The organism is Longimicrobiaceae bacterium, assembly GCA_035696245.1.
In the GTDB taxonomy this organism is placed as follows: Bacteria; Gemmatimonadota; Gemmatimonadetes; order Longimicrobiales; family Longimicrobiaceae; genus DASRQW01.
Genome location: DASRQW010000169.1, coordinates 1 through 21,530, shown reverse-complemented (window position 1 = coordinate 21,530; position 21,530 = coordinate 1). Strand labels below are relative to the sequence as shown.

22 protein-coding genes are annotated in these 21,530 nt (G+C 71.5%); 6 read left to right on the top strand and 16 right to left on the bottom strand.

What is annotated here, in order from left to right; all coding sequences use genetic code 11:
* Positions 1 to 168: 168 nt before the first annotated feature.
* Together VFE05_07920 and VFE05_07915 are read right to left on the bottom strand one after the other, a co-directional pair.
* Positions 169 to 777 (bottom strand): 5-formyltetrahydrofolate cyclo-ligase, encoded by a 609-nt coding sequence (locus VFE05_07920; GenBank protein HET6229979.1) that lies wholly within the window; start codon positions 775 to 777, stop codon positions 169 to 171.
* Positions 774 to 1,643, bottom strand: coding sequence for a pseudouridine-5'-phosphate glycosidase (locus VFE05_07915; GenBank protein HET6229978.1), 870 nt, complete (start codon positions 1,641 to 1,643; stop codon positions 774 to 776). Before VFE05_07915 ends, VFE05_07920 begins: the two co-directional genes overlap by 4 nt.
* 333 nt (positions 1,644 to 1,976) lie before the next feature.
* On the opposite strand from VFE05_07915, the gene VFE05_07910 reads away from it, so the two are divergent.
* The 6 genes from VFE05_07910 (at position 1,977) to VFE05_07885 (ending at position 6,524) form a co-directional block, all read left to right on the top strand.
* Positions 1,977 to 2,468: an AAA family ATPase gene (locus VFE05_07910; protein ID HET6229977.1), complete on the top strand. Its 492-nt coding sequence runs from the start codon at positions 1,977 to 1,979 to the stop codon at positions 2,466 to 2,468.
* Between the two features lie 105 nt (positions 2,469 to 2,573).
* On the top strand, positions 2,574 to 4,025 hold the full coding sequence (locus VFE05_07905) for a pyridoxal-dependent decarboxylase (protein ID HET6229976.1): 1,452 nt from the start codon (positions 2,574 to 2,576) through the stop codon (positions 4,023 to 4,025).
* Between the two features lie 283 nt (positions 4,026 to 4,308).
* Complete coding sequence (locus VFE05_07900; protein ID HET6229975.1) at positions 4,309 to 5,058, top strand: HAMP domain-containing sensor histidine kinase; 750 nt, start codon at positions 4,309 to 4,311, stop codon at positions 5,056 to 5,058.
* A 388-nt stretch (positions 5,059 to 5,446) separates the two neighbouring features.
* Entirely contained in the window at positions 5,447 to 5,656 is a 210-nt protein-coding gene (locus VFE05_07895; protein ID HET6229974.1) for a cold shock domain-containing protein, read from the top strand.
* A 227-nt stretch (positions 5,657 to 5,883) separates the two neighbouring features.
* Complete coding sequence (locus tag VFE05_07890) at positions 5,884 to 6,144, top strand: type II toxin-antitoxin system RelE/ParE family toxin (GenBank protein ID HET6229973.1); 261 nt, start codon at positions 5,884 to 5,886, stop codon at positions 6,142 to 6,144.
* 2 nt (positions 6,145 to 6,146) lie between these two features.
* The gene (locus tag VFE05_07885) at positions 6,147 to 6,524 is read left to right on the top strand and encodes a helix-turn-helix domain-containing protein (protein ID HET6229972.1); all 378 of its coding nucleotides are present in this window, start codon (positions 6,147 to 6,149) and stop codon (positions 6,522 to 6,524) included.
* A gap of 94 nt (positions 6,525 to 6,618) precedes the next feature.
* Here VFE05_07885 and VFE05_07880 read toward each other — a convergent pair whose 3' ends face one another.
* The 14 genes from VFE05_07880 to VFE05_07815 all read right to left on the bottom strand — a co-directional run.
* Positions 6,619 to 7,464 (bottom strand): TrmJ/YjtD family RNA methyltransferase, encoded by an 846-nt coding sequence (locus VFE05_07880; GenBank protein ID HET6229971.1) that lies wholly within the window; start codon positions 7,462 to 7,464, stop codon positions 6,619 to 6,621.
* A 76-nt stretch (positions 7,465 to 7,540) separates the two neighbouring features.
* The gene (locus VFE05_07875) at positions 7,541 to 8,344 is read right to left on the bottom strand and encodes a hypothetical protein (protein ID HET6229970.1); all 804 of its coding nucleotides are present in this window, start codon (positions 8,342 to 8,344) and stop codon (positions 7,541 to 7,543) included.
* 32 nt (positions 8,345 to 8,376) lie between these two features.
* Positions 8,377 to 8,865 carry a hypothetical protein gene (locus VFE05_07870; protein HET6229969.1) on the bottom strand — a complete coding sequence of 163 codons (489 nt, stop codon included), beginning with the start codon at positions 8,863 to 8,865 and terminating at the stop codon, positions 8,377 to 8,379.
* A gap of 47 nt (positions 8,866 to 8,912) precedes the next feature.
* Entirely contained in the window at positions 8,913 to 9,743 is an 831-nt protein-coding gene (locus VFE05_07865; protein ID HET6229968.1) for a hypothetical protein, read from the bottom strand.
* Positions 9,740 to 10,903, bottom strand: coding sequence for a L,D-transpeptidase (locus VFE05_07860; GenBank protein HET6229967.1), 1,164 nt, complete (start codon positions 10,901 to 10,903; stop codon positions 9,740 to 9,742). Before VFE05_07860 ends, VFE05_07865 begins: the two co-directional genes overlap by 4 nt.
* A gap of 547 nt (positions 10,904 to 11,450) precedes the next feature.
* Complete coding sequence (locus tag VFE05_07855; protein ID HET6229966.1) at positions 11,451 to 12,758, bottom strand: hypothetical protein; 1,308 nt, start codon at positions 12,756 to 12,758, stop codon at positions 11,451 to 11,453.
* 22 nt (positions 12,759 to 12,780) lie between these two features.
* Positions 12,781 to 13,530, bottom strand: coding sequence for a cytochrome c (locus VFE05_07850; protein HET6229965.1), 750 nt, complete (start codon positions 13,528 to 13,530; stop codon positions 12,781 to 12,783).
* Positions 13,517 to 14,035 (bottom strand): DUF3341 domain-containing protein, encoded by a 519-nt coding sequence (locus VFE05_07845; GenBank protein HET6229964.1) that lies wholly within the window; start codon positions 14,033 to 14,035, stop codon positions 13,517 to 13,519. The genes VFE05_07850 and VFE05_07845 overlap by 14 nt, the downstream gene beginning before the upstream one ends.
* Positions 14,032 to 15,462, bottom strand: coding sequence for an NrfD/PsrC family molybdoenzyme membrane anchor subunit (nrfD, locus tag VFE05_07840; GenBank protein HET6229963.1), 1,431 nt, complete (start codon positions 15,460 to 15,462; stop codon positions 14,032 to 14,034). Before nrfD ends, VFE05_07845 begins: the two co-directional genes overlap by 4 nt.
* Positions 15,462 to 18,536 carry a molybdopterin dinucleotide binding domain-containing protein gene (locus VFE05_07835; GenBank protein HET6229962.1) on the bottom strand — a complete coding sequence of 1,025 codons (3,075 nt, stop codon included), beginning with the start codon at positions 18,534 to 18,536 and terminating at the stop codon, positions 15,462 to 15,464. Before VFE05_07835 ends, nrfD begins: the two co-directional genes overlap by 1 nt.
* A 91-nt stretch (positions 18,537 to 18,627) precedes the next feature.
* Positions 18,628 to 19,314 (bottom strand): cytochrome c3 family protein, encoded by a 687-nt coding sequence (locus VFE05_07830; GenBank protein HET6229961.1) that lies wholly within the window; start codon positions 19,312 to 19,314, stop codon positions 18,628 to 18,630.
* Between the two features lie 372 nt (positions 19,315 to 19,686).
* On the bottom strand, positions 19,687 to 20,133 hold the full coding sequence (locus tag VFE05_07825) for a CoA-binding protein (GenBank protein ID HET6229960.1): 447 nt from the start codon (positions 20,131 to 20,133) through the stop codon (positions 19,687 to 19,689).
* 171 nt (positions 20,134 to 20,304) lie between these two features.
* Positions 20,305 to 20,913, bottom strand: coding sequence for a hypothetical protein (locus VFE05_07820; protein ID HET6229959.1), 609 nt, complete (start codon positions 20,911 to 20,913; stop codon positions 20,305 to 20,307).
* A gap of 155 nt (positions 20,914 to 21,068) precedes the next feature.
* Positions 21,069 to 21,530: DinB family protein (locus VFE05_07815; GenBank protein HET6229958.1), on the bottom strand; the 462-nt coding region annotated here is incomplete at its 5' end.

The window sequence follows — 21,530 nt, the reverse complement described above, 5'->3', positions numbered from 1 at the left end:
AGGAGGAGGCTCCCCGACCCCGCGCAGGAGACGGACGGGCAGGCTGTATCGCCCGGCCGGCTCCGGAGCGGTCCGCCGCACGAACCGCATCCGACACGCAGCTCAGAGAAGCGAAGAAGCCCCACGGAACGCGTCCGCGGGGCCTCGTCTGCGCAGGGGCCATCGGGGCTACCGACCGTGCATTCGCTCCCCCGCCCGCACCTCGCGCTCCGTGACAACACTGCCGAGGGGGATATCCCACGGGTCGGCGGGGACGGCGGGGACTTCCTGGGCGGCGAAGAAGAGGCCGCAGCGGAAGCCGCGCCACGACGGGCTCGCGAAGAGCCGGTCGTAGTAGCCGGCGCCGCGGCCCAGGCGCTGGCCGCGCCGGTCCCACGCCAGCCCCGGCACCAGCGCCGCGTCGATCTCCTCCGTGGCGACGAGGGGGCACGCGTCCGCGTCGGGCTCGCGGATGCCGTAGAGGCCGGCACGCAGCTCGTCTGGCGAGAGGACGCGGTGGAGGGCGAGCTCGCGCGTCTCCGGCAGGCAGCGCGGGTAGGTGACGACGATGCCGCGGCGCCGCGCCTCCGCCGCGATTTCGTCCGTGTGCACCTCGCCGGGGAGGGAGGCGAAGACGAGCAGCGTCCGCGCCGCCGCGATCTCCGGCACCGTCCACACGCGGCGGGCGATCTCGCGCTCCGCCACCGCACGCTCGGCGGGCGGGATGGCGCGGAGGCGGGCGCGGGCCTCGGCGCGGACCGCGTCCTTGCTCGCGGAGGCGCCCGGCGCGGTGCTCACCGGTCCGCGAGCGCCGAGGCGATGGCGGCGCCCACGCGGGCGTTGTTCAGCAGCAGCGCCACGTTCGCCTCCAGCGAGCGGCCGCCCGTGGCCGTGGCGACGGCGCGGAGCAGGAACGGCGTCACGTCCTTGCCGCGGATGCCCTCGTCGTCCGCCGCCCGCAGCGCATCTCCGATTGCCTTCTCCACCTCGTCCGCCGGCAGCGCGTGCTGGGCGGGCGGGGGGACGCAGACGAGCATGGCGCCCGGCAGCCCCATGGATCTGTGCGCGCGCCACAGCGCCGCGGCCTCACCCGCATCGTCCACCCGCACGTCCACCGGAATGCCGCTCTCGCGCGAGTAGAACGCGGGCAGCTCGTCCGTTCCGAAGCCCACCAGCAGCACGCCCGCCGTCTCCAGCGCCTCGCGGGTGGCGGCCAGGTCCAGGATCGACTTGGCGCCCGCACAGACGATCAGCGTGGGCGTGCGCCCCAGCTCGGTGAGATCGGCCGACACGTCGCGCGCCTCGCCGCGGTGCACGCCGCCGATGCCGCCCGTGGCGAACACGTCGATGCTCGCGTGGTGCGCCAGCCACATCGTCGCCGCCACCGTGGTCGCGCCGTCCACGCCGCGCGCCACGGGCACGGCCAGGTCGCGCGTGGAGAGCTTGAGCACGCCGTCGGCCGTGGACATGTGCTCCACCTCCGCGTCCGACAGGCCGATCACCGCCTCGCCGGCGATGACGCCGATGGTGGCGGGCATCGCGCCGCCCTCGCGCACGGCGGCTTCCATGGCGCGGCCCACCTCCAGGTTGCGCGGGCGGGGAAGGCCGTGCGCCAGCACGGTGGACTCCAGCGCGACGACGGGGCCGCCGGCGCGAAGCTGCATCTCGACTGCGGTGGATATGCGTATCATCGCTCGCGGTGTGACGTTGTGCGTGTGCGTTGCCTCTCGACGGCACCTAACTTACCAGCGCCGCCCGTCCCCCGCGAACGCCGCGCCGCAACCGACCGGCGAGCACGTTTCGGTAGATGAACGGCGGCGGATGGATTCGATTTCGGGAGATGACCGGCGTTCCATCATCCCCCGTGGACCCTCGTCATTGTCGATGCGGAATCGGCGATGGGGATGGGCGGCGCGGTTGATTGCGATCGGCCGATGATCTGCCGTGCATCTCCCGAAGCCACGAACGACTCAGTCTCCACATCTCACGCGAGCACGATGGAAGCCGCGCTACTTCGCATCCCCCGGAACGCGCTGGTGCTGCTGGTCGGCCCGTCCGGCTGCGGCAAGAGCACCTTCGCGCGCCTGCACTTCCGCGAGACGGAGATCGTCTCGTCCGACGAGTGCCGGCGGCTGGTCTCCAACGATCCCGCCAACCAGGTCGCCAGCCGCGCCGCATTCGAGGTCTTCCGCGCCATCGTGCGCGGGCGTCTGTCGCTGAGCCGCCTGGCCGTGGCGGACGCGACGAACCTGAGCGGACGCTCGCGCCGCGACCTGCTCGCCATCGCGCACGAGTTCGGCCGGCCCACGGTCGCCATCGTCTTCGACCTGCCGCTGGAGACGTGCATCCGCCGCGCCGCCAGCCGGGTCCGCACCGTCCCCGCCGACGTGGTGGAGCGGCAGCACTGGCAGCTCCAGCACGCACTGCCGAACCTGCGCAGTGAGGGCTACCGGCACGTCTACATGGTCCGCCAGCGCGGCGCGGAGTAGCCGCGGGCCCGCGGGACCGCTATTCGTAAGCGGGAGATGCGCGGCATCCCGCGCGGGTGCCAGGCACGGGTGACGACCCTCGGACGCACGACGGGAGCGGAGAGCTTGAGCGAGACCAGCGCGGCGCGCGACACGCCGGACATGAGCCCCGAGGAGTTCCGCCGCCACGGTCACGTCGTGGTGGACTGGATCGCGGAGTACCTGGCGAACGTGGGCAGCTACCCCGTGCTCGCGCAGGTGCAGCCGGGCGACATCTCCGCATCTCTCCCCGTCTCGCCGCCGCAGCGGGGCGAGGAGATGGGCGAGATCCTGGCGGACTTCGAGCGCACGATCATGCCGGGGATCACGCACTGGAACTCGCCCGGGTTCTTCGGCTACTTCTCCATCACCGGCGCGGCGCCCGGCATATTGGGCGAGATGCTGAGCGCGGGGCTGAACGTGAACGGCATGCTGTGGCGCACCAGCCCGTCGCTCACGGAGCTGGAGGACCGCAGCCTGGACTGGCTCCGGCAGATGATGGGCCTGCCGGACGTGTTCCGCGGCACCATCCAGGACACCGCGTCCATCTCCACGCTGGTCGCAGTCGCGGCCGCGCGCGAGGCCGCCGGCCTGGGCATCCGCGACGAGGGGATGAGCGGGCGCGGCCTGCCCCGCCTGCGCCTGTACTGCTCGGAAGAGACGCACTCGTCGGTCGAGCGCGCCGGCATCGTGCTCGGCATCGGCCGGGCGGGGACGCGCCACATCCCCACCGACGCGCAGTTCCGCATGGACCCCGCGGCGCTGGAGGCGGCCATCGAGGAGGACGTCGCCGCGGGGTGGAAGCCGTTCTGCGTGGTCGCCACGGTCGGCACCACGTCGACGACGAGCATCGACCCCGTGCCCGCCATCGCGGACGTCTGCGAGCGGCACGGGCTGTGGCTGCACGTCGATGCCGCGTACGGCGGCTCGGCCGCGGTGGTGCCGGAGATGCGGCACGTGCTCGCCGGCGTGGAGCGCGCCGACTCGCTGGTGGTGAACCCGCACAAGTGGCTCTTCGTCCCCATCGACATCTCGGCCCTGTACGCCCGCGACCCGGAGGCGATCCGCCGCGCGTTCACGCTCGTCCCCGCGTACCTGCACACGCCCGAGGGCGCCACGGCCGTCAACCTGATGGACTTCGGCCCGGCGCTGGGCAAGCGCTTCCGCGCGCTCAAGCTGTGGATGACGCTCCGCTGGTTCGGCGCGGAAGGCATCGCGTCGCGCATCCGCGAGCACCTGCGGCTGGCGCAGCTCTTCGCGGGCTGGGTAGATGCGGACCCTGAGTGGGAGCGGATGGCGCCCGTCCCGTTCAGCCTCGTCCTCTACCGCCACGTCCCGCCCGGCCTGACGGACGAGGAAGTCGACGCGCACAACGAGCGCATCATGGACGCGGTGAACGGGGGCGGCGAGGCGTTTCTCTCGCACACGCGCGTGCAGGGCCGGTTCGCGCTCCGCCTCGCCATCGGCAACCTCCGCACGACCGAGGAGACCATCGCCCGCACCTGGCACCTCCTCCACGAAGCCGCCGCCCGCGTCTGAATCCGGGAGATGTCGAGCCTGCGGAGGCGTACTCGGTAGATGCACATCTTTCGACACCGGTCGGAGGATGTGCATCCATCGACGACCCGCTTCGTGAGATGCATCCGCCGATACGATCCGGATGCGCTCGTGTGCGCCCGCCGATGCGAAGCACTCGGCATGCGACTGGCCTTCCGCAGCGACACGGCTGGGAGTACGTCCCTTCTCCCACGCGGTTGTGGGAGAGGGTGGCGGCTCTCAGGCCGCCGGGTGAGGGCCCTTTCACGCCATCGCAACCGATTCCATGACGCATCCTCCCGAGCCCGATCCCGACGTCCCAAAGCCCCAGTCCGGCGGCCCCCTGCGCAACGAGGTCGAGGAGCTTGGCCGCGTGGCAGGCGAGCTGATGCACGACATGGCCGCCGCCGTCGAGGTGCTGGAGTCGCGCGTGCGCATCGCCACGGGCGAGGCGCGCATGGGGCGCCTGCCCATGGCCGAGATGGACCGCGTGGGCGAGGCGACCGCGGAGATGGCCGCCATGCTCCGCGACGTGATGGACGTGCTCCGCGGCGCCGCCCTCTCGCCCGAGGTCACCAGCGACGTCCGCGACGTGGTGGAGCGCGCCATCCGCCGCGTCCTCCCCGAGTTCCGCCCGGTCGAGATCCGCCTGGAGGTGGACGTTCCGGCGGATACGCAGGTCGGCGGGCGCGAGTCGTTCCTGCTGCGCGCCGTGACCAATCTCGTGCGCAACGCCGCCCGCCATGCGCGCGACCGCGTCCGCGTGACCGTGGCGCAGGAGCGCGCGCCCGGCGGAGCCCGCCTGCTGATCGCGGTGGAGGACGACGGGCCCGGCATGCCCGAAGACGCCGCGCAGCCGCCGAAATCCGCGCGCGAACCGCGCAGCGGCATCGGCATGGGCCTGGGTGTCACGCAGTGGACCGTGGAGCGCCTGGGAGGCACGCTGGAGATGGGGCGCAGCACCTCGCTGGGCGGCGCGCGCTTCGAGATCCGCCTGCCGGGCGCCGCGCACCGCGTCGCGGACCGCGACGGCTGACAGGTGCGAGAGGGGCATGCACATACATAATCAGACTTAACTTGACAAACGCCTGCGGCGCCTCTTAACTTCGGTCCAAGTCGAACAGAGTGCGCCGGAGTTCCGCTTCGGTCGCATCGCGCCACGCACGGCCGGTCCCCGCCGGATGCTCCGCAGCCCCTGCCCATCCGCAGAACAGCCGCTCGCCCGCGCCACGACGCCATCCGAAAGCTCGCGCTCGCCGGCACGGCAGCGCACCATCTCGCCAATCCGGACTCACCGTCTTCTAAAGCAGTGCGCCCACGCGGGGGCGCCCCTGACGCACCGGCGCTGCCGGCGCGACCCGCGAACAACGCAGTGCGGACGCTCCGCACCGGCGCAACGATCACCGCAGCAGGAGTTCCGCAAGATGGCCCGCTCGACCGGCAAGGTGAAGTGGTTCAACGACGCCAAGGGATTCGGCTTCATTGAGCACGAGGGTGGCAGGGACCTGTTCGTCCACTTCTCCGCGATCAACGCGGAGGGCTTCAAGAGCCTCACCGAGGGTGAGCCCGTGGAGTTCGACATCGTGGAAGGCCCCAAGGGTCCCGCCGCCGAGAACGTGGTCCGCGTCGGCTGAAGCCCCGCTTCACTGCCACAGCAAAGGCCGCCCCGCAACCGCGAGGCGGCCTTTCCACGTCCTCTACCGCTGTTCATGCCACTACCTTCATCTTCGGTCTTGACCAACTATGATACTTCGTGCTACAGTTATTCCCGGCGACGCACTCGTAGAGCTGCCGTTTCTGGAGTTCGTGCACCTGCCCCTCTTCGAGCGCTCGGCGAAGGGGGCTCCTCTCCGATGAGGAGTTGCGCGCGCTGGAGCTCGAACTGCTGGAGAACCCAGAGGCGGGCGTGGTGGAGGATCAGACGGGCGGCGTGAGGAAGATTCGTGTAGCGGTGGATGGCAGGGGCAAGAGCGGCGGGCTGCGTGTAGCGTACCTCTTCGTCCGCGAGCACCGAAAGGTCTACTTCATCCTCGCCTTCCCGAAGAACGTGCAGGCCGCACTGACGGCCGATCAGAAGAAGGTGATGAGGAACCTGGTCGCACAGCTCAAGAAGGAGCGCTGACGATGGCGATGGTGAACGATAGCAACTACGGCGACCTGCTGATCGAGGGCCTCACCGAGGCGGTCGCATTCCACCGAGGCGAGCTGAAGGGCGTCACGGTGACGCGTCGCGAGCGGACTGCCCGGACGTCTGCCGTCGCGTCGCCGCCGGAGTACGAGGCGGACGCCATCGTCGGCATTCGCGAGCGGATCGGGGTGTCGCAGGCGGTGTTCGCGGGGATGCTCAACACCAGCGACTCGACCGTGAAGGCGTGGGAGCGCGGGGCACGCACGCCCAGCGGGCCGACGCTGCGCCTGCTGGAGCTGGCCGACAAGCACCCGGACGTGTTCGAGGCGACGGTCACTCCCCGCCCCGGCCGCAAGCGCGCCGCGAAGCCGTAGACGACCGCGCGGACATCGACGTGTACGACAGAGGGCGATCCGCAGCTTGGATCGCCCTCTGTGCATCCTCCGATCAGCGACCGCGGCGGCGCGTCTACTCCTGCGGTGGCTCGTCGACCGATATGGAGGAGAGAGCCTCCGCGGAGGGCGCGGCACCGGAGACCGGCGGGCCTTCGTAGACGCCCTTGCGGGTGAGGTACTTCACGATCTCGATGAAGATGGCGCGCAGGAAGTTGGCCTCGCGGGCGTCCACGTCCGCGCGGCGGACGAGCTCGCGGAGGGTGCGCATCACGCTCTCGGTCTGCCGGGTCTTGAAGAAGTCGATGCCCCACAGCGCCCGCTCCGCGTCGCCGAACACCAGCTCCAGCAGCTCCACGCTGGCGGGCGGGGCCGTGCGGCGGTGCTCGCGGAAGGGCTGCGTCTCGCCCTCGGCCGCCATCCACAGCTCGTACGCCATCACCATCACCGCCTGCGCCAGGTTCAGCGACGAGTGATCCGGGTTGGTGGGGATGATGGCCGTGCGGTGGCACAGGTCCAGGGCCTCGTTGTTCAGCCCGTGGTCTTCGCGGCCGTACAGGATGGCGATGGGGCCGCGGCCGCCCGCCACGGACTCTGCCGCGAGGGAAAGCAGCTCGGGCGCGAGGTCGCGGGGGCGGGCGACGGCGCGCTTGGCCCGGCGCGCGCGGGCCGTCATCCCCGTGACGAACGAGCAGTCCGCCAGCGCCTCCTGCAGCGTCTCGAAGATCTGCGTGGCCGCCACGATCTCGCCCGTGTCGTGGGCGATGCCCTCGATCCGCCACGGGTCCCACGCGGCGGGCGCGACCAGGCGCAGCCGCGTGAGGCCGAAGTTCTTCATCGCCCGGATGGTGCCTGCGATGTTCACGTAGTCCTGCGTCTGCCACAGGACCACGACGATCCCGTCCAATGCCTGCCGGCTCACGGCTCCGCGACTTCCGGGTGATGGGATGAGATGCACCGCGGCGCCGCCCGTTCGTGGACGGCGCCGCGGGAGAGATTCAGCGGATGACGGGGAAGACCAGTTCCCGCGCGTACGGCGCCGCGGCGGGAAGCACCACGCGGTCGCCCGGCCGCACGCCGCCCTTGACGGGGACGCGGACCACGAAAGTGCGCCAGTCGCCCGACGCGACGGACTTGGCGAAGCTGGCGGAGCCCACTGCGACCCCGCCGCGCTCCACCGCCACGCGGAACCTGGGCAGCGCCGTCATCCCCTCCAGGCGGACGGCCCGGTCGCCGGGCCGCGCCTTCGGCCACACGACCTTGAAGTGCGGCCCTTCCACCCCGCTCCGCGACTCCCCCGTCCGCCTGTCGGCCGCCTCCGGCTTCGCATCTGTAGGACGTGGCAGGGCGGGCGTGAACCGTACCTGCGCGACGCCTCGTGGAATCCGGACGACGGTCTGGTGCGCGCCCGACGGGTCGGCCACGTACGCGTAGATGGCAGCTTGATCCGTCTCCACCGACGGCACGTCGACATGAAAGCGTCCGTCCTGCACGGGCACGTCCGTCGGGCCGAAGAGCACGCGGTGACCGTCTTCCACGCTGACCTGAACGGACGGCAGCGCGCTTCGCCCGTCGATGCTCAGCCCGGCGCGGCCGGTCCGCACCACATCTACCGGAATGTCGCCGTCGGACGCGGTTTCCTTCGCCGCCGCGGCATCTGCCGAACGCGTGACGGGAGATGCGGGGCTCGGCGCGGCTCCGCCGGCGGGCGAGCCGCCGGAGCGCGATGCAGGCTTCGCATCTTCCCCGCCCTGGGGGGCCGAGTCGCCGCAGGCGGAAAGCAGGAGCGCGGCGGCGAGCATGCCTGCCGCCGCTGCGCCTCGCGGGTTCACCGTCAGCGGGGCTCGCTGCGCGTGGTGGAGCGCTGGCCGCCGCCGATCTCGCCGGAGCGCGCCGTGAGCCGCCCCAGCAGCACGCGCTGGGCGCGCACGTCGTGGCCCACGTCGATGAAGAGCAGCGTGAGGTCGCTCACGCCCCACAGGATCGCCGCGAGCACGCCGCCCTTGACCACCTCGGCGATGAGCGGCAGGAGCGCGCCGGCGCCGTCGTACACCACGCCCATGACGATCTCGGCGGTGAGCGCGACGATGACGACCATCGCCACGATCTTGAAGAGGCGCGCCACGTACTGCAGGGCGATGTACGGCTCGGTGTCTTCGGTGCGGATGGCGCCGGGGTCGCGGCGGGCGCGGGCGCCGCGCTCCTCGTCCGTCTCCACGGGCGCGCCGGGGCGCACCGCGGGGGCGCCGGCGCGGTACGTTGCGTCGCCCTGGGGAGACGAGGGGGCGTCGCGCCGCATGCCCGGGTCGTCGCTGTTCTCCATCACCACGTCCTCCTCCGCACGGGGAAAGTCTGCCGCGCCGGGCGCGATCAGGCGCGCCGGGCCGGCTCCGGAATGAATAGCTGCCTGTCGGTCACGCCCACCCTGCGCGCGGTCTGCGCCGCCCACTCCAGCCGCGCCACCTGCCGCTCGGTGTGCCCGTCGCTGCCGAGCGAGAAGCGGGCCCCGGCCTCGCGCGCCTTCACCAGCAGGCGGTCGTGCGGGAGACGGTAGCGGTTCGATATCTCCAGCGCCACCCCAGACGCGACCACCGCGTCCACCCAGCGGTCCTCGCGCTCCTCGGTCCACCAAGCGTGGACGTCGCCCTCCAGCGCGTACAGCGCGGGCGGCGTGAGCGTGGAGTGCGCGGCGATGTGGATGGGCATGGTGCGCACCATCTCGCACAGGTTGTCCACCATGGCGTCCATCACCTCCTGGGGCCGCGAGCGCCACGGCTCCGGTAGCTCCTCCCACCACGGCGAGCCGAAGGTCCCGTCCGGCAGGTAGAACCCGTGGTTGGAGCCCACGCGGTAGTCGAACCGGCCCATCAGCTCGGCCGGCAGGTCGCGCCACAGGGTGTCGCACCAGCAGAACTCGCCCGAGCGGAAGACGGGGTACTCCTCCAGTGCCGCGAAGTACGCCCGCAACCGCTGCTCGTCCGCGATGAACCGGGCGACGTTGCGCGTGGACACGTGGTCCGCGATGCCAAGCTGCACGCCGCGCTGCGACGCGATCTCCACCACGCGCTCCAGCGGCAGGTCGCCGTCGGACATGTCGGTGTGCAAGTGCAGGTCCTGCCTGCCCAGCATCTCCCCGTCCACCATCCCCGGTTCCGAGACTCCCTCGGGCGCGTGCGGCGGCGCCGATCCGCGCACGCTCATCGCGCCGCCGCTCCGGCGGGCGAGGCGGCGGCCAGGCCGTGCATCGACCGGTAGCGCTCCTCGGCCTGGGCGAGCGCGGTCCAGCTGCTCTGGCCCAGGGGGCCCAGGCGCCACTTCGGTACCCGCTTGGTGGGCCACGGCGCGGTGGGCGCGGTGAGCGAGCCGTGGTAGAGGCCCATCGTGGCGTCCACGATCTCCTGCGCCGCCGCTTCGCGCGCGTCGGCGGGGATCTTGGAGAGCGAGACGGCGGCCCGCAGCGGCCCGCGCGAGAAGACGTCGGCCAGGAAGGCCCCGTACTCGCGCCGCCGGCTCTCCAGCGTGGGGCGCGGCGCGCGGGCGAGGATGCCGCGGAGCGCGATGGAGTCGTCCTTGATGCCGCGCGAGATCAGCTCGCTGGCCGAGAGCACCCACTGCGCCGACGTGTCGGGGGCGACTAGGTCGCGGTCCAGGCGCGCGAGCAGCGCGGTGGTGGTGAGCCGGCGGCGCGGGTTGGACCACTTGGGCGGCGGCGGCTTGTGCGAGCGGGTGAAGCGCGCGGCGCTGTCGGGCATGCTCTCCTCCAGCACCCCCGCCGTGCCCTGGATGAGGATGGGCGTGCCGATCTGCACGTCGTGGTACAGGCGCAGCGCGTTGGTGTTGGACAGGCGGATGCAGCCGTGCGAGACGCGCTTGCCCAGCAGCTCGGGCTTGTCGGTGCCGTGGATGGCGATCTCGCTGCCCAGGTACACCGCCGCCGCGCCCAGCCCGCCCGGCTCCCTGCGCCGCGGCGAGTTCGGGGGCGGCACCGGCAGGTGGTTCTCGATGAAGTACCAGTCCGGCATCTCCCAGGTGGGGTCCAGCTCCTTGAACTGCACGTACATCACGCCGCTGGGGGTGGTGAAGTGCCACTCGGAGCTGTCGGAGCGCAGGCGGAAGCCCGTGCCCGTGCCCACCGGCGCGCGCCACAGCACGCGGTCGCCGTCCATGAAGCGGAGCTCGTTCACGTCCACGTCCACCACGACGTAGCGGCGGTCCGCGTGCACCGGCTGGTCCGGCGGCGGCGGGGCGGGCGCGGGCTCCTCGACCGCGGCGGGGCGGCCCCCGGCGCACGCGGCCGAGGCCAGGATCATCAGCGCCGCGGCAAGGGAGCGCGGCGACGGAAAGGCGAAAGGGTGCGGCATCTTCCTCGGTCCTTCGGTTCGGCGGCCGGGCCGCGCCCTCGTGGCGCGGCGGCGGCGGCCGGGGTTGCAACGCCCGCGCCACCCGGCGGCGGGACCTCCGTAGAACCCCGTTCGCTCGACGAGGGTTCAACCAGGCCCTCTCCCCCAGCCCCTCTCCCAAAACCGCCTGGGAGAGGGGAGCCTCGGTGTCGCGTGCGGGTGGATGGCGCGTGTCGCTGGTGTGGGCGTGCCGGCGGCTGCGAGTTCGGCGGACACCGCGTACAATGCATCCGGGCGATGTGGGTCTACGCGCCGGGGTGACGCGACGCGAGACCTCTCCTTCACACGATGCCCGTCGGCCACCGAATGGTGACGAGGCGATATCCGGATACTTCGCCCTTGATCGCCAGCGCCAACGTCGATCAACCCCATCGGCCATCGCCCGTCTCGCATCTATCGAAAAGCGAACCGGGCCCGCGTCTCCGGCTGGAGATGCGGGCCCGGTCGTCTGCATCACGTCATACCCGTCCGATGCGGCGGCATCGGGCCGCCGTGCATCTCCCGAAACCTAGCGAGCCGCGGCGGTGTCGCCGACGGGGATCTCGATGGTGGCGGCGCCGTGGGCGTTGAGGAACGCCGGCGACGGCAGCGCCGGGAAGCTGCGCATGAACCAGGTGTAGCAGAAGATGAAGAGGCCCAGGAAGCCGAGGCCGACTCCGATCTCCAGCAGCCCGAACGGGAGGGTGCTGCCCTCGTATACCGAGGGCGTGGTGATCATGAAGCGCTCCAGCCAGTTGCCCACCAGGATCACGCCGCAGAACACCGCCAGGATCGCCGGCACCTTCTTGGGCGGACGGCTCAGCAGCCCCAGGAACGGGATCACGAAGATGAGCATCGGCACCGCCTTGGCGAACCCGGTGAAGGGCGCGTCGAACCGGCGGGCGAACCACACCTGCTCGTGCGGGAGGATGCCGTACCAGATCACCACGTACTGCGACCAGTTCAGGTACATCCAGAACACCGCGAAGGCGAACACCAGCTTGCCCAGGTCGTGGAACTGCGAGGTGGTGATGAACTGCTCCAACCGCAGCCGCGGACGCAGCAGCACCACGGCGATGGTGGTGGCGGCGATGCCCGCGTGGAACGCGGCGATGAAGAACGCGACCGGGAACATGGTGCTGTACCAGTGCGGCATCATCGACATGGCCAGGTCGATGCCGATCATCCCCCACACCAGGGAGAAGACGAGCGCGGTCACCACGCCGGTCACGTTCATCTGGCCCACGGAGCGGTGCGCCTCTTCCTCCACCCCGCGCCATCCGCCGGTGAGGCGGGCGTAGCGGGCGCGCTCGGCGTCGTCGCGGCCGGCGCCGTACACGTCCGGGCGCAGCGCCAGGTACGCGAAGCGGATGCTGAGCCCGAAGAGGATGGTGATGCCCACGTAGTCGCGGGCGATCATGCCCGGCAGGCTGAGCCAGGCGCGCTTGGCCTCGATGACGTGGTCGCCGTGCGAGTGCAGCCACTCGCCGAAGTACGCCTCGTGGCCCAGGAACACCACGCCCAGCAGCAGCCAGGCCACCGGCAGGAAGGCAACCCCGCCCAGCGCGAAGCGCCGCACCGACCAGGCCCAGCGGGCGTTGGTCAGGTGCAGGGCCACGGCGAACATCACCATGCCCTGCGCGAGCGAGGCCCAGAAGAGCCAGTTGAACTGCACCGCCCGCCACGCGCGCCCCGGGTCGCCCGGGCTGTCGCGGAAGAGGAGGAGCGCCGCCAGGCCCAGGAGCACCAGCACGGCCGAGACGATCAGCGCCGTGCCGGAGCGCGGGAGCGTCCGGAACGGGACATGGTCGGGGACCGCCGAAGAATGAGCTGCCATCGTTGTCGTCTTCCCGTGCGGATCAGCGCGGTCCCTGCCCGCCGGGCGTGCCGCCGGCGGGAGAGGTCGTCGTGGGGGTGCCCGCGGGGGCGGGCGGCTGCGTGGCCGTGGCGGGCGTGGTGGGCGCGCCGGCCTGCGCCGCCGCGGCCGCGCCCGGCGCGCTGGGCCCCGGGTTGGGCGTCTGCGGGTTGGCGCGCGAGCCCTGGAGCGTGCGCACGTAGCTCACGATGGCCCAGCGGTCCTCGTGGCGCACGCGCTCGCCGTACGGCGGCATGAAGCCGCGGCCCACGGCGATGATGCCGTAGATGTAGCCGTCCGAGCGCTGCAGCGCCGTGCCCGCCACCAGCGAGGGGGCGTACGGGAACTTGCCGGCGCCCGTGACCACCGGCCCGTCGCCGCGGCCGGCGGGGCCGTGGCAGGCGGCGCAGTTCTGCTCGAACTTCAGCTTGCCCCGCGCCAGCACCTGGGCCGAGGCGGGGAGCGGGTTGCGCAGCGTGGCCGCGGCCGAGTCCAGCTGGGCCTGCGTGAAGTGCGCGGGCACGTCGCCGGCCGGGCTCTCCGACGGCACCGAGTGCTCCGGCGCCGCGCGCGGCATGGCGTACGGGTCGGGGACCACGCTGTTGCGCATGGTGGACAGCTGCGGCACCGCGTCGTACGCCTTGTCCAGGTCGTAGCCCGCCCAGTCGGTGCAGGCGGCCAGCGCCAGCGCGCCCAGGGCCAGGCCCAGCAGCGGGGCCGCCGCGCGGGCGGCGCCCCTCTTATCGCTTGTCAACGAGAACCTCCTCGGAGCCGCTCTCCGTCATGATGCGCTGCACCGCGTCGTAGCGCTCGCGCGGGGCGTGCGCGAAGACCCCGAAGTGGCCGGCGGTGAACGAGGGGTGGTACAGGGGTGCCTCGGGGGGGCCTAGGTGCGGCAGCCGGCCCGCCAGGAAGAGGCCCGCCACCGTGCTGAGCGCGCCCAGCAGGATCGTGAGCTCGAACATGATCACGCTGAAGGCCGGCAGCGCCACGATCTCCTTGCCGCCCACGATCAGCGGCCAGTCGATCGAGGTCCAGATCGCCAGCGCCGCGCCCGCCGCGGTGCCCGTGAAGGCGCCCGTGAGGGTGAAGACGCGCACCGGCGAGTCCGGCGTGCCCAGCGCCTCCTCCAGCTCGTGGCGGGGCGTGGGCGAGTACGTGGTGACGGTGTATCCGTCGGCCCGCAGCCGGCGGATGGCGTCGGTGGCGGTGTCCAGGTGGGCGAAGACGCCCAGCACGCCCGTGCGTAGCTTGCTCATCTGCGCTCGTACTCCTTGTAGCCCGCGGGAAGCTCCTCGGCCAGCTGGCCCGCGCCGCCCTTCGCCGTGTGCGCCGCCGGGTGGTGGTGCTTCAGCGGCGGCGGCAGCACCTCCTTGATCTCGGCGATCGAGAGGCCCGGCAGGAAGCGCAGGAAGAGCAGGAACCACATGAAGAACCAGCCGAAGCTGCCCATCAGGATGAACGCCTCGACCCACGTCATGTGGTAGTTCGTCCACTTCCACGGCTCGTAGCTGTGCGCCAGCGACGGCACGATGATCACGAAGCGCTCGTACCACATCCCGATGTTCACGAAGATCGAGATAATGAAGAACGCGTTCAGGTTGTGCCGGATCTTCTTCATCCACAGCAGCTGCGGGATGATGGCGTTGAAGGTAATCATCGACCACCCCGCCCACCCGTACTGGCCCGTCACGCGGTCCCAGAACACGCCGCGCTCGAACAGCTCGCCCGAGTACCACGCCATGAAGTACTCCATGCCGTACGCATAGCCCACGATGCAGCTGGTCAGCAGGAGCAGCTTGGCCAGGCGGTCGTAGTGCGTGAGCGTGAAGTAGCGCTCCAGCCGGAACACGCGGCCCACCGGCACCATCAGCGTGACCACCATCGCCACGCCCGAGAGGATGGCGCCCGCCACGAAGTACGGGGCGAAGATGGTGGTGTGCCAGCCGGGAACGATGGAGACGGCGAAGTCCCACGACACCACCGAGTGCACCGAGAGCACCAGCGGCGTGGCCAGCGCGGCCAGGAAGAGGTACGCGCGGGTGAAGTGGCGCCACTCGCGGTCGGTGCCGCGCCACCCCAGCGCCAGCGCCGTGTACGCCTTCTTCCGCCACGGAACCGTGGCCGTGTCGCGCGCGGCGGCGATGTCGGGGATCAGGCCGATGAAGAAGAAGACCGACGACACGGTGAGGTACGTGGTCACCGCGAACACGTCCCACAGCAGCGGGCTGCGGAAGTTCGGCCAGATGTGGCGCTGGCTGGGCAGCGGCAGCAGCCAGTAGAAGAACCAGGGCCGCCCGATGTGGATGATCGGGAAGAGGCCCGCCGTGAGCACCGCGAACACCGTCATCGCCTCGGCGAAACGGTAGATCGACTGCCGCCACGGCGCGCGGAACAGGAAGAGGATCGCCGAGATCAGCGTGCCGGCGTGGCCGATGCCGACCCAGAAGACGAAGGTCGTGATGTACACGCCCCAGCCCACCGGGTTGGTGAGGCCCGACATGCCCAGGCCGTACAGGATGTTGTGCAGCTCGGCGATGACCATCAGCCCCACCATGCCGATGGCCATGCCCAGCAGGGCCAGGTAGCCCTTGCCGGGCTTGGTGAGGAGCCGGTTTGCGTCGGCGTTGACGTCCGCGTACCCCGCGATCTCGGGGTGGAAGACGGAGCGCGTCACGGTTTCCATCAGCGGGCCTCCTGCGGCGTGTGCTCGGTGCCGCCGAACGGGGCCGGCTTCTCGTCGCCGGCCTCGCCGTTGGCAGGCCTGTTCAGCGTCACCTTCTTCAGGTAGACGATTCCCGGCTGGGTGTTCAGCTCGCCCAGCGCGCGGTAGCTGCGGTTGGAGGCGGCTGCCTGCGCCACCGCGCTGTTCGGGTCCTGGATGTTGCCGAAGACGAAGACCTCGGTGGGGCAGGTCTGCACGCACGCCGGCACCACCTCGCCGTCGCGCGGCTCGCGCCCGGCCACCGCCGCGTTGCGCTCGGCCTCGTGGATGCGCTGCACGCAGAAGGTGCACTTCTCCATGACGCCCTTCTCGCGCACCGTCACGTCCGGGTTCAGCTGCCAGTTGAGCGGCTCGGCGAACTCGTAGGTGAGCCAGTTGAAGAAGCGCACCTTGTACGGGCAGTTGTTCGCGCAGTAGCGCGTGCCCACGCAGCGGTTGTAGACCTGGCCGTTGAGGCCGTCGGGCGTGTGGTACGCCGCGTACACCGGGCACACCGGCTCGCACGGCGCGTTGCCGCACTGCTGGCAGAGCATGGGCACGAAGCGCACGTCGTCGGTGGCCGTCTCGGACTCGGCGTCCTCCAGGTCCTGGCCGGCCGAGAAGTAGCGCTCGATGCGCAGCCAGCTGATCTCGCGGCCGCGGCGCATCTCGGTGGGCCCCACCACGGGGATGTTGTTCTCGGCCGAGCAGGCGACCACGCAGGCCGAGCAGCCGGTGCAGCGCTGCAGGTCGATGGCCATCGCCCAGCGGGTCTCGCCGGCGATGTACTGGCCGTACTCGGTGCCGGGGCCGGGGTAGCTGGCGGGGTCCGTCGTACGCTTGACCGGCGTGAAGCCGCCGTCGCCCTTCAGCTCCTCGATGTGCTCCTCGGCGCCGGGCACCACGCCCTTGCCCGTGTGGTCCAGCGCGATCAGGTCGGCCAGGCCGATGGCCTGCCCCAGCTCGCGGTCGTGCTGCACCTTCTGGCCCTGCTCGTAGATGCCCGTGGGCACCATGAAGAGGCCGGGGGTGTGCGTGTCGTTGCTCACGCCCGTGGGCCGCAGCGTAACCATCACCCCGTACGGGGCAGGCGCGCCGGTCGCCGGGTCCACCGCGTTGCCCAGGAGGACGTTGGGGTTCACCCCGCGGTCCTTGGTGAAGCGGCCGAACTCCTTGTGGCCCAGGCCCATCTGGATGGCGACGGTGTCCTGGCGCACGCCGGGGTACGGGTAGGCGCGCGCGGTCAGCGTGCCGTAGGGCGACTTCACCTCCAGCGCGTCGCCCTGGCGGATGCCCAGCTTCTTCGCCGTAGCCGGGTGGATCTCGACCCACGAGTCCCACGACACCTTGGTCACCGGGTCCGGCAGCTCCAGCAGCCAGGGCCGGTTGGCGTTGCGGCCGTCGTAGAAGCGGTGCGACGGGTAGACGACCAGGTGGTAGCCGTTCGCGTCACCTTCGAAGGCCGCGGCCTGGTACGTCGCGTTGCCGCCGGGGCCGGTCGCGGGAGCCGGAGCGGGCATGCCCACCGTGGCGGGCGCCGGCGCGGCGGCCGGAGCGGCCGTGGCCGTGCGGGCGGCGAGCGGGAGGAAGCCGAAGGCGCCGGTGCCGCCGCCCGTCGTCGGATAGACGCCGCCGCGGCGGACCGCGTCGCGCCAGGCGGTGCCGCCCGCGATGCCGGCCCAGCCGGCGCGCAGGTACTCGTAGTAGCTCGGCGCGCCGCCGCCCACCGTGGGCAGGTTCAGCTGCTGCGCGAGGGAGAGGAGGACGTCGCCGCTCTGCTTGGTGTTGAACACCGGGCGCATGGCCTGCTGCACCAGGTCGAACACGCCCGGGCGCGGCACGTAGTCGTCCCACGACTCCAGGAAGTGGCTGCCGGGCAGGATGAAGTTGCACAGCGCCGACGTCTCGTCCGGGAAGGGCGAGAGCGACACGCGCGTGGGCACCTTCGCCAGCGCCTCGGCGAAGCCCAGCGAGCCGGGCAGGCTGTACGCGGGGTTCATCCCGTCGATGATCAGCACCTGCACCTGGCCGGCCTTCATCTGCTGCACCAGCTGCTGCAGCGGGCGCGCGTCGGCCACCGGCGCGGCGGAAGCGCCGCCGTTCAGGCGGTCGACCGCGGCCTGGAGGGCGGAGGCGTTCTTCCCGGCGATGGCGGCGCCCGGCCCCAGCGCGTAGCCCTTGCCGGCGCGGAACTCGGCCGAGAGCGTCTCTATGGTCTTCTGGTCCACGCCCGTCTGCTGCGCGGCCTCGGCGGCGGAGACGCCGCCGGACATGGCGAGGGCGATCAGCGCCTCGGTGCCCGGCTTGGGGGCGATCCACTGGTCGGCGTTGATGCCGGTGAGCGGCCGGTGCGGGCCGACCCACACGAACTTGCCGCGGTGGCCGGCGCGGTACGCGTGCATCTGCTTGAACTGCCACGCGTAGTCCACCGGCGAGCCCCACGTCTCCAGGAAGTCGGCCCCGAAGGCGACCAGGACGTCGGTGTCGGCGAAGTTGAGGCCGCGCGGCGCCTGGTCCATCGGCGAGTAGTCCACCCGCCGCGCGCCGATGGCGCCCGCGAAGGCGTCGGCCAGGCGGGACATGGTGGGCCCGTAGCCGCTGGTGAGCAGCACGGTGCGCCCCGCGCCCGCGGCCCGGATGCGGCCGGCCAGCGACTGCTCGGCGTACTGCCAGCTCACGTCGCGCGCGGGCAGGCCCGTCTCCTCGGCCACCGTGGGGCCGCGAAAGCGGTCCGGGTGGTAGAGGCCTTGCACCGACGCCTGGCCGCGAAGGCACAGGTTTCCGTGCGAGACGGGGTGGTCCGGCGTGCCCTCCACCTTGGTGACGCGGCCCTCGTGCGTCTCCACCTGGATGCCGCAGCCGGCCGGGCACTCGCGGCAGGTGCTGGCGTAGTAAGTGGGCATCCCCGGCACGATGTCCTCGCTGGGGATCACGTACGGCAGCAGCTTCTCCGCGCCCTTCCCCGCCGCGCCCGACGAGCACCCCACCGTGGCCGCCCCGGCCCCGGTGACGCCCAGGACCTTGAGGAAGTCGCGCCTCTTCATTCCGTCAGACATTCTGGCTCCTTGCTGCGTAACGCGCCGTGCGGGGGCCGGCAGCCCGGCCCGCTCCGCGTGCGCCGTAGCGACTCATCCTGGACATCTTCCGCTAGTAGTGGCAGGCCACGCAGTCGATCGACGCGCGCTGCTTGGGGCGAATGGCGGCGTGGCCGCGCAGGTCGTTGCCCTGCGCCGCCAGCGTGCGAAGGCGGCGGATGTACGACGAGTTCTTCTGCACCGCCGCCTCTTCGCCGGCCGAGAGCTGCCGGTCTCCGCGGTGGCAGTCGATGCACCAGCCCATGCGCAGCGACGAGAACTGGTAGACCTTGCGCATCCCCTCCACCGGCCCGTGGCACGTCTGGCACTTGAGGCCGGCGTTCACGTGCATGTAGTGCGGGAACTTGGCATGGTCGGGGATCTTGTGGATGCGCACCCACGGGATGGGCTCGCCGCGCCGCCAGAAGTCCACCAGCTTCTGCGCCTCGTTGTGCCACGTGGTGTCGCGGGCCGCCGTGGGGAAGGCCAGCGCCGCCTGCGAGCGCACCGCCGACGGGGCGCTGCTGCCGGGCACGTGGCACCCCACGCACAGCTGCACGCTGGGGATGCCCGCGTCTACCGAACGGTCCGCCGTGTAGTGGCAGTACTGGCAGTCGATCTTGTTGTCGCCAGCGTGGACCTTGTGGTAGAACGCGATGGGCTGCTGCGGCCCGTCGTCCTCGCCCGCCGAGTACGGGCGGCAAGACGACGCGCCCGCGGCGAGGAGCACGATCCCGACAATGGTTAGGACTCTGGTCATGGTCTGCCTGAGCGGAGAATGCGCTTGCCGCACGAGAGGGCGCGGGGGCGCCTGTCGCACCGCCCCGCCCTGTCCCGTGCAGCCGCCTGCCACCGATACCTGCCCGTCTGCCTGCCCTGCCGCCGGTGGGGACCCGGCGTGCACCCATATAACACGCGCCCCGGCGCTCGGCAATGGCGGAACCCCGTCCCCGCGGGCGCGCGACCGTGTCACGGGCGCGCAAGCCTTTGCCGATGCTACCGTTCGTTGTGAGGCGCCGAATATACGCGCTCCTGCGCCGTTCTGCCGCCGCTGAGAACGCTTCTCAGACAGCGGCAGATTCGCGTAATACAGCCGCCTACGCTTCGTGGGGAGATGCCTTACACGCGCCGCTCAGCGGGCGTGGCGGCGGTGCTCCACCATGGCGCAGCGGTCCTGCACGACCTTGATGCCCGCCTCGGCCAGCCGCCGGGCCGCCTCGTCGTTGCGGATGCCGCTCTGCATCCACACCGCCTTGGGCTTCGCGGCGATGATGTCGTCCACGTGCGGCGGCACGTCCTGCGGGCGGCGGAACACGTTGACCATGTCCACGCCGCCGGGGATGTCGGCCACCTTGCGGTAGACCTTCGCGCCCAGGATCTCCGTCGCCTCGGGGTAGTAGACCGGCACGGGGATCACCTCGTAGCCGGCGCGCTTCAGGTAGTCGGGCACGTAGAACGCCGCCTGGCCGCTCTGCGCCTCGGTCTTGATGCCGAGCACGGCGATGCGCTTCGTCTCGCGGAAGATCTCGCCGATGCCGTCGTCGGAGCTAACCAGGTTCGCCTGCCAGTCTTCCGCCATCGCGTCCTCCGTGGTCTGCCATGTAGATGCGGGGCGACGGGACGCGCCCCGCTCGGATCCATCAGCTTGTTCGGTCGATCGGGTGTCTCGACACGGCCGGCCGATTCCGGCACGCCGCGTCGCGATCCAATCTCAACGGCGCGGTCCCACGGAAGGATCGCGCCGCCGGGTTCAGCGTCGCGGGTCGAAGAACCACCAGCCGGCCGGATGCACGCATTCGTCGAGGTCGCGCTGCGCCGCGCGGCGGTACTTCCCGTCGGGCACCTCGGCCAGCAGCCGCTCGGCGGCGGAGCGGTCGTGCGCCCCGAGAGAGGCGACGGCAGAGCGCAGGCGGTGGGCGCCGCGCCAGCTGTCCGACTCGTGCGCGGCGCGGACGAGGTGCGGCAGCACGCGATCGCGAAGCTCGGCATCGAACGGGAGCACGGCTTCCCACAGGACGAAGAGGGATTCCAGGCGATCCAGCCCGTTCGGCTCCGTCGCCGCCTCGTCCAGAGCGGCGTCTACGACTTCCGTTGCGTCGTCGCGCTCGTCCCATTCGAGCAGGGCGCGGACGGCCCAGGCGAGCGCGGTGACGGTTCGGAAGGGCTCCTCCGCCTCCCACGCGGCGGCGATGGCCTCGTCGATCACCGCGTCGAAGTCCTCCGCACCGCCGTGGAAAGCGACGCGGGAGAGCGCCTTCGAGCGGTCCAGCGGCTCCGCGACGGCTCGCGCGGCCTCGAGCGCGGCGCGGTCGGATGCGCGCGCATCGGCGGCGGCGCGGTCGCGGGCGGTCGTGTGCACGCTACCTCCTCACGCGTGCGCGGACGATGCGCGCGAACCGTGGAGATGCCATCCCGCCTCGCATCGATGGACGCTCACGCATCATCTGCAACCTCCCGATGGTCGTCGCAGCGGGGGGATGCGAGGCGGATGATGGGCGGCCGTGCATCTCCCGATCATTCGCCCGGTGCGTCCGGCTTGAGGGTGCTGATCCACCGGGGCGCCGAGCCGGTGCGCTGGCGGAGGATCAGGTGCATCTGCGCGGTGTGGTGCTGCACGTGGCGCAGGTTGTCCAGCAGCAGCTCAGCGTACGGGAGCTTCAGCCAGTCGAAGTCGCTCAGCACGACCGAGCGCTCGTCCGTCAGCGCTTCGATGGCCGCGCGGCATTTCCGGCGGCCGTGCGCCAGGTACGTGCGCATCTCCTGGCGGGTGTACACGCGTTCCGGCAGCACGCCCGCCGGGTCGATCTCGTCCATGTTGAACGGCGCTGGCGGGGCGAAGCCCTTCAGCGTGCCGCTCACGTACAGGTCGAGGAAGAAGAGCGTGTGATAGGCCAGGTACCAGAACTCCGGCTGCGCGGCGCGGTCGCCCCACACGTCGTCCGGGCACGCGGCGATCGCGTTGTCCAGCATGTCGAT

Bases quoted from the DNA above. Each gene is read 5' to 3' on its own strand.
- VFE05_07915 (HET6229978.1), bottom strand. From the start codon at position 1,643: ATGCAGCTTCGCGCCGGCGGCCCCGTCGTCGCGCTGGAGTCCACCGTG.
- VFE05_07910 (HET6229977.1), top strand. From the start codon at position 1,977: ATGGAAGCCGCGCTACTTCGCATCCCCCGGAACGCGCTGGTGCTGCTG.
- VFE05_07900 (HET6229975.1), top strand. From the start codon at position 4,309: ATGACGCATCCTCCCGAGCCCGATCCCGACGTCCCAAAGCCCCAGTCC.
- VFE05_07895 (HET6229974.1), top strand. From the start codon at position 5,447: ATGGCCCGCTCGACCGGCAAGGTGAAGTGGTTCAACGACGCCAAGGGA.
- VFE05_07885 (HET6229972.1), top strand. From the start codon at position 6,147: ATGGCGATGGTGAACGATAGCAACTACGGCGACCTGCTGATCGAGGGC.
- VFE05_07875 (HET6229970.1), bottom strand. From the start codon at position 8,344: ATGCTCGCCGCCGCGCTCCTGCTTTCCGCCTGCGGCGACTCGGCCCCC.
- VFE05_07870 (HET6229969.1), bottom strand. From the start codon at position 8,865: ATGGAGAACAGCGACGACCCGGGCATGCGGCGCGACGCCCCCTCGTCT.
- VFE05_07865 (HET6229968.1), bottom strand. From the start codon at position 9,743: ATGAGCGTGCGCGGATCGGCGCCGCCGCACGCGCCCGAGGGAGTCTCG.
- VFE05_07860 (HET6229967.1), bottom strand. From the start codon at position 10,903: ATGCCGCACCCTTTCGCCTTTCCGTCGCCGCGCTCCCTTGCCGCGGCG.
- VFE05_07855 (HET6229966.1), bottom strand. From the start codon at position 12,758: ATGGCAGCTCATTCTTCGGCGGTCCCCGACCATGTCCCGTTCCGGACG.
- VFE05_07845 (HET6229964.1), bottom strand. From the start codon at position 14,035: ATGAGCAAGCTACGCACGGGCGTGCTGGGCGTCTTCGCCCACCTGGAC.
- nrfD (HET6229963.1), bottom strand. From the start codon at position 15,462: ATGGAAACCGTGACGCGCTCCGTCTTCCACCCCGAGATCGCGGGGTAC.
- VFE05_07835 (HET6229962.1), bottom strand. From the start codon at position 18,536: ATGTCTGACGGAATGAAGAGGCGCGACTTCCTCAAGGTCCTGGGCGTC.
- VFE05_07830 (HET6229961.1), bottom strand. From the start codon at position 19,314: ATGACCAGAGTCCTAACCATTGTCGGGATCGTGCTCCTCGCCGCGGGC.
- VFE05_07825 (HET6229960.1), bottom strand. From the start codon at position 20,133: ATGGCGGAAGACTGGCAGGCGAACCTGGTTAGCTCCGACGACGGCATC.